Annotated in this window: 6 protein-coding genes; 1 reads left to right on the top strand and 5 read right to left on the bottom strand. The window is 45.4% G+C overall.

The genetic code is table 11. The features are described from left to right. Positions 1–61: 61 nt before the first annotated feature. The 5 genes from QVP40_RS00920 to QVP40_RS00900 all read right to left on the bottom strand — a co-directional run bounded on the left by QVP40_RS00920 (position 62) and on the right by QVP40_RS00900 (position 5,615). Positions 62–3,862 carry a phosphoribosylformylglycinamidine synthase gene (locus tag QVP40_RS00920; RefSeq protein ID WP_022066635.1) on the bottom strand — a complete coding sequence of 1,267 codons (3,801 nt, stop codon included), beginning with the start codon at positions 3,860–3,862 and terminating at the stop codon, positions 62–64. 64 nt (positions 3,863–3,926) lie between these two features. After that, a complete protein-coding gene (locus tag QVP40_RS00915; RefSeq protein ID WP_022066634.1) occupies positions 3,927–4,757 on the bottom strand; it encodes an Mrp/NBP35 family ATP-binding protein in 831 nt (276 codons plus the stop codon). 52 nt (positions 4,758–4,809) lie between these two features. After that, positions 4,810–5,157: a metal-sensing transcriptional repressor gene (locus QVP40_RS00910; RefSeq protein WP_022066633.1), complete on the bottom strand. Its 348-nt coding sequence runs from the start codon at positions 5,155–5,157 to the stop codon at positions 4,810–4,812. A 79-nt stretch (positions 5,158–5,236) separates the two neighbouring features. Continuing rightward, on the bottom strand, positions 5,237–5,464 hold the full coding sequence (locus QVP40_RS00905) for a hypothetical protein (protein WP_022066632.1): 228 nt from the start codon (positions 5,462–5,464) through the stop codon (positions 5,237–5,239). After that, complete coding sequence (locus QVP40_RS00900; RefSeq protein ID WP_171026672.1) at positions 5,430–5,615, bottom strand: hypothetical protein; 186 nt, start codon at positions 5,613–5,615, stop codon at positions 5,430–5,432. The genes QVP40_RS00905 and QVP40_RS00900 overlap by 35 nt, the downstream gene beginning before the upstream one ends. A gap of 168 nt (positions 5,616–5,783) precedes the next feature. On the opposite strand from QVP40_RS00900, the gene QVP40_RS00895 reads away from it, so the two are divergent. Beyond that, the gene (locus tag QVP40_RS00895; protein WP_022066631.1) at positions 5,784–6,353 is read left to right on the top strand and encodes a xanthine phosphoribosyltransferase; all 570 of its coding nucleotides are present in this window, start codon (positions 5,784–5,786) and stop codon (positions 6,351–6,353) included. Positions 6,354–6,390 lie beyond the last annotated feature (37 nt).

Below are 6,390 nucleotides of genomic sequence, written 5' to 3'. Positions count from 1 at the left end.
GCATATGAATGACTGAGCCGGGCCCCTGTATTTATTTTGCCGCTTTATCAGCTGTCAAAATTTATTTAAAATATTCTACACCGGACTCGAAGATTCTGATATCCTGCTCTCCGTAGATGTTTACAGCCACACCATTGTCACGGCGCTCACTGTGAGCCATCTTACCAAGAACACGTCCGTCCGGACTTGTAATACCCTCGATATTCATGTAAGAGCCGTTTACGTTCCATTCCTCGGAGCTGCTCAGCTCGCCGTCTGCAGTTACGTACTGAGTAGCGATCTGTCCGTTTGCCAGAAGCTTCGCAAGCCACTCGTCATTTGCAACAAAACGTCCCTCTCCGTGAGATGCAGGGTTGCAGTAAACTCCGCCAAGCTTTGCTTTCTGCAGCCATGGGGATTTATTGCTTACAACCTTTGTGTAAACCATCTTGGAAATATGGCGTCCGATGGTATTATAGGTCAGTGTCGGTGAATCTGCTTTCTGTCCGCAGATCTCGCCGTAAGGAACAAGTCCCAGCTTGATCAGAGCCTGGAAACCATTGCAGATACCAAGCGCAAGACCGTCTCTCTCATTGAGAAGCTTCATAACTGCTTCTTTAATCTTTGCATTCTGGAAAGCAGTTGCAAAGAATTTTGCGGAGCCGTCCGGCTCATCGCCTGCTGAGAATCCGCCCGGGAACATAATCATCTGTGCCTGGCTGATAGCTTTCTCAAAAATTTCTACTGAATCATGGATATCGGCTGCTGTCAGGTTTTTAAATACCTTCACGTCAACCTCTGCTCCGGCTCTTTCAAAAGCGCGGGTACTGTCATACTCGCAGTTTGTTCCCGGGAATACCGGAATAAACACACGGGGCTTTGCAATCTTATGATTGCAGATATAAACTCTGTTTGTATGGAACAGTCCGTTTTCATCAACGGTTCCCTCTTCATGATCCTTCGCTGCTGTAAAATATGCAGTAGCTCCGTCATTTTCACCGGAATCTGTTTTAAATACTTTTTCCAGAGTTCCTGTCCATGCCTTCACAGCCTCTTCCAGAGAAATTTCAGCATTTCCGTAAGAGAATTTAGCATCAGCTGTAACTTCGCCGATCACTGTATAGGTAATGGAAAGACTTCCCACTTTGTCAGCCGGAACCTCAAGTACCAGATCGCCAAATCCGGGAGCAAAGAAATCTCTCGGGTCAAGATTGTGCTCAATCTTAACACCAAAGCCGTTTCCAAATGCCATTTTTGCAACTGCAGCAGCCAGTCCGTGACGGTCAAGAGCATATGCGGAAAGAACGCGTCCCTCCTTCATATCCTCGTGAAGTTTTCCGTACTGGTCCATAATGCCCTCATAATCAGGAAGCTGATATGCATCCTTTGGCGCACGAAGCCATACAAGCCTGCTTCCTGCTTTTTTAAACTCCGGAGTCACAACATCCTGAAGCTTTCCGGTGTCTACTGCAAAGGAAACCAGTGTCGGCGGAACATCGATCTCATTAAAGGAACCGGACATACTGTCCTTTCCTCCGATAGACGGAAGACCGAATCCCATCTGTGCCGCATAAGCGCCCAGAAGTGCTGCAAAAGGCTGGCTCCAGCGCTTGGGATCTTCTGTCATACGACGGAAATATTCCTGGAAGGTAAAGCGGATTTTTCTGTAGTCACCGCCTGTAGCCACGATTCTTGCCACGGATTCTGTTACTGCGTAAGCAGCTCCGTGATACGGGCTCCAGGAAGAAAGATATGGATCAAAACCATAGCTCATCATGGTCACAGTGTTTGTATTACCCTTCTGAACAGGAACCTTTGCTACCATTGCCTGAGTTTCTGTCAGCTGATATTTGCCGCCGTGGGGCATAAGTACGCTTCCCGCTCCGATGGAACCGTCAAACATTTCCACAAGCCCCTTCTGGGAGCATACGTTAAGGTCAGAAAGAGTTTCCAGCCATTTTTCTTTTATGTCCGCTACTTCCTGACGGTCAGTAAGGAGGCATCCTTCTTTATTTGGAATTTCCACTTCAACTGTGGTTTCCTGATGCGCTCCGTTTGTATCAAGGAAAGCACGGGAAATATTTACGATTTCTTTGTCTCTCCAGGTAAGTACAAGTCTCGGCTCTTCTGTAACAACAGCAACCGGAACTGCCTCCAGGTTTTCTTCATTTGCAAATCCAAGGAACTTGTCTACATCTTTTGGATCAACAACAACTGCCATACGCTCCTGAGACTCGGAAATAGCGATCTCTGTTCCGTCAAGTCCCGCATATTTTTTCGGAACCTTATCAAGATTGATTCTGAGACCTGCTGCCAGCTCACCGATGGCAACAGACACTCCGCCGGCGCCAAAGTCATTACATTTCTTGATAATGCAGCTTACTTCCTCTCTGCGGAACATACGCTGGATCTTACGTTCTGTAGGAGCATTTCCTTTCTGTACCTCAGCGCCGCACACTTCAATAGAAGCCTCTGTATGCACCTTGGATGAACCGGTTGCACCGCCGATTCCGTCGCGGCCGGTACGTCCGCCCAGAAGGATAATGATATCTCCCGGATCAGAATTTTCACGGATAACAGCGCGTCTTGGAGCTGCGCCCAGAACAGCGCCGATCTCCATACGTTTTGCCACATAGTCCGGATGATAGATTTCTTTTACATAGCCTGTTGCAAGACCGATCTGGTTTCCATAGGAACTGTATCCATGAGCTGCGCTTCTTACCAGTTTCTTCTGAGGAAGCTTGCCCTTCAGAGTTTCTTTTACAGAAACTGTAGGATCTGCAGCGCCTGTTACGCGCATCGCCTGATATACATAGGTTCTTCCGGAAAGCGGGTCACGGATGGCTCCGCCAAGGCAGGTTGCAGCGCCGCCAAACGGCTCGATCTCTGTCGGATGGTTGTGTGTCTCATTTTTAAAGTTGATCAGCCACTCTTCTTCTTTGCCGTCAACATCTACAGGAACTACAATACTGCAGGCATTGATCTCGTCAGATTCCTCCTGATCCTGAAGCTTTCCTTCAGATTTCAGTTTTTTCATTGCCATCAGGGCAAGATCCATCAGACAGATGAATTTATCGTCACGGTCTTTATAAAGAACCTCTCTGTCGTTCAGGTACTGCTCATATGTTTTTTCGATAGGCTCTTTATAGTCGCCCTCACCAAATTTAACATCTGTAAGCTCAGTAGAAAAGGTAGTATGACGGCAGTGATCTGACCAGTAGGTATCCAGAACACGAATTTCTGTCATGGAAGGATTACGGTTCTCTTCCCCTTTGAAATAATTCTGAATATGCTGAAAATCTCTGAATGTCATTGCAAGATTAAGAGAATCGTACAGATCCTTCAGATCATTTTCCGCCATATCCTTAAAGCCGTCAAAAATCTTTACATCCTCCGGCTCCGGAAAAACATTTACCAGAGTTTCCGGCTTCTCAATTCCTGTTTCTCTGGAATCTACCGGATTGATGCAGTGGTGCTTCACAGCCTCAAATTCCTCATCCGTTACGGTTCCTTCGATCACATAGGTGGTAGCGGAACGGATGATCGGCTGTGAATTTTCATCCAGGAACTGCACACACTGTACTGCGGAATCTGCTCTCTGGTCAAACTGACCTGGCAGATATTCTACAGAAAAGATTCTGGAATTATCTGCGGTTTCAAAGCTTTCCTGATAAAGCTCGTCTACCGGCGGCTCTGCAAATACTGTCCTGCAGGCTTTTTCAAACACCTCGTCAGAAATATTCTCCACATCATAGCGAATCAGCACTCTTACACCTGTAACAGATTTGATTCCCAGGTAACTGCTGATTTCATGCTTCAGTTCTTTTGCCTGAACTGCATAGGCAGGTTTCTTTTCTACATAAACACGTCTTACGTTGCTCATGAGAGACTCCTTTCTCGATCCGGCCAGGGGCCATAGTATTTTTGAGCTTATATTAAATCTTATCTTACACCGGCATACAGCTATCTGCCGCCTCAAGATAAGTATTTACTACCTGATGGAATTCTCCTTTGTCCGCATAATCTGCAAAAGATGCCTCGATAGGCATTTTGCCAAGTACCGGAACGCCAAGCTCTGCCGCGATCTCATCAATATGGCTTTCGCCAAATACCTTGATTTCTCTGCCGCAGTCCGGACATTTTACATAGCTGTAATTCTCTACGATTCCAAGTACCGGAATATGCATCATTTCAGCCATATTAAATGCTTTTTTAACGATCATTTTTACAAGATCCTGCGGAGAGCTTACAATCACGATTCCGTCAACCGGAAGTGACTGGAATACGGTAAGCGGTACGTCTCCTGTTCCCGGAGGCATATCTACGAACAGATAATCCAGATCGCCCCAGATTACATCAGTCCAGAACTGTTTTACCATATTTGCAAGAATCGGTCCTCTCCAGATCACCGGAGTCTCCTCTGTAGGAAGCAGCAGGTTTACGGAAATAACCTTGATTCCGTTTGCTGTCTCCATTGGATAAATTCCATTGTCATCTGCCTGGGCAGCGCCCTTCAGACCATACATTTTCGGAATAGACGGACCGGTAATGTCCGCATCCAGAATACCTACTTTAAATCCCTTTGCCGCCATACGGTTTGCAAGAGATGCGGTTACGAAGGATTTACCTACGCCGCCCTTGCCGCTGACAACACCAATCACATGCTTTACATCTGACATGGAATTGGCTTCTGCCATAAGATCCATGTTTTTACCCTTGCTACTGCATCCCTCGCAGCTTGATTTGTCACAGGTTTTGCTGTTACATTCCTTTGCCATCTTACTTCTCCTTCTATATTATTATCGTCTATCTGTGCAGTAAGATTCTCCATTATTTGATGAACCGGTCTATTGCCTTTTCCAGTTCTTTGATAGCGTCCCGGTCCCCATGCTCCACAGCGTCTACTATGCAGTGCTCAATGTGGTCCTGGAGAATGATCTTGCCTGTATTATTAATTGCGGATTTCACTGCTGAAAGCTGAATCAGAACCTCGGAACAGTCACGTCCGTCTTCTACCATTCTCTTAATAGATTCCATATGGCCGATTGCTCTTGAAAGACGATTAAGTACAGCCTTGGTCTGCGCATGACTGTGATGATGGCCGTGCGCTCCGTGTGAATGTTCAACCACACTTCCGTCCTCCATGATATGCACATGTGTCTCTTTTGTTTCGCTCATGTGTGCTCCTTTCCCGGCCTTACCGGACTGATCTGCGGTCCTCTTTGTTCTGCCGCCACCTGCCATTATAGCACAGCTACTAAATCTCTGTAAAGGAGCATCTCTGTTTTATCCCCGAGGTGAGAATATCAAAAATCACTGTTCCGTCTTCAAGAACTGTCTTATCATAGGAAACTTCTTTTCCCTGAAACTTATTCTTTACATATTCTTCCGGGTCTTCCAGCTGCACCTCATCTACAAATACATCCCGCATCTGATTTCCCGGGCATTTGTTAAAAATCTCCCAGATCACTTCGTATTCTTTCATGATACGCCTTCCCTCTCCTGTATTTTTTGCAGTTATTTTCCCTGTGTTTTTCCCGACAGATAAAACGCTGCTCTTCTCCCTGCTCTTTCTGTTTCAGGGATTCTTTTCTGTTTTTTCGTTCTGTTTTCTTTTTATATTGGCTTTTTTTCATTGTACCAGACCTTTTCAGGCAATGCAACGGAAGTAAGCATAACTTTTTGTGGGTACTTCCACAATTTTTTTGCAAAACTTTGTCGAAAAGAATTGAACTTCCGCCGAGAATAGCGTATATTAGATGTAATTTCTAATAAGAATGTAATTAAATCAAAGGAGAGAAGTCATGCAGCTCTTAAAAGACCGTATCCTTAAAGACGGAATTGTAAAACCAGGAAATATTTTAAAAGTAGACAGTTTTCTGAATCACCAGATGGATATTACTCTGATCAATGAAATCGGAAAAGAATTCAAAAGACGTTTTTCAGACTGTCCGATCACAAAGATTCTTACCATTGAGGCCTCCGGCATCGGCATTGCCTGCATCGCAGCTCAGTATTTCGATGTACCTGTTATTTTTGCCAAAAAGGCGCAGAGTCTGAATCTTGACGGGGAAATGTACTGCTCCAAAGTGGAATCCTTTACACATAAAAAAGTATATGATGTAATCCTTTCCAAAAAATTCCTCGGACCGGAAGACCATGTTCTTCTGATTGATGATTTCCTTGCCAATGGATGCGCCCTGATGGGACTGATTGAAATTGTAAAAGAATCAGGAGCCGTTCTTGAAGGCGCGGGAATTGTAATTGAAAAGGGATTCCAGAACGGCGGTCAGTGTATCCGCGATATGGGTGTGCGCCTGGAATCACTTGCCATTATTGATTCCATGACCGATGATTCTCTGACTTTCAGATAAAGCCGAACCCTTTCCGGATTTTCCCGGACAAATACAC

It is taken from the genome of Blautia sp. CAG:257 (assembly GCF_000433815.1).
Lineage (GTDB): Bacteria > Bacillota > Clostridia > Lachnospirales > Lachnospiraceae > Blautia_A > Blautia_A caecimuris.
This window is presented reverse-complemented; position numbering and strand designations above follow the sequence as displayed.

Bases quoted from the DNA above. Each gene is read 5' to 3' on its own strand.
- QVP40_RS00915 (WP_022066634.1), bottom strand. From the start codon at position 4,757: ATGGCAAAGGAATGTAACAGCAAAACCTGTGACAAATCAAGCTGCGAG.
- QVP40_RS00920 (WP_022066635.1), bottom strand. From the start codon at position 3,862: ATGAGCAACGTAAGACGTGTTTATGTAGAAAAGAAACCTGCCTATGCA.
- QVP40_RS00910 (WP_022066633.1), bottom strand. From the start codon at position 5,157: ATGAGCGAAACAAAAGAGACACATGTGCATATCATGGAGGACGGAAGT.
- QVP40_RS00895 (WP_022066631.1), top strand. From the start codon at position 5,784: ATGCAGCTCTTAAAAGACCGTATCCTTAAAGACGGAATTGTAAAACCA.
- QVP40_RS00905 (WP_022066632.1), bottom strand. From the start codon at position 5,464: ATGAAAGAATACGAAGTGATCTGGGAGATTTTTAACAAATGCCCGGGA.
- QVP40_RS00900 (WP_171026672.1), bottom strand. From the start codon at position 5,615: ATGAAAAAAAGCCAATATAAAAAGAAAACAGAACGAAAAAACAGAAAA.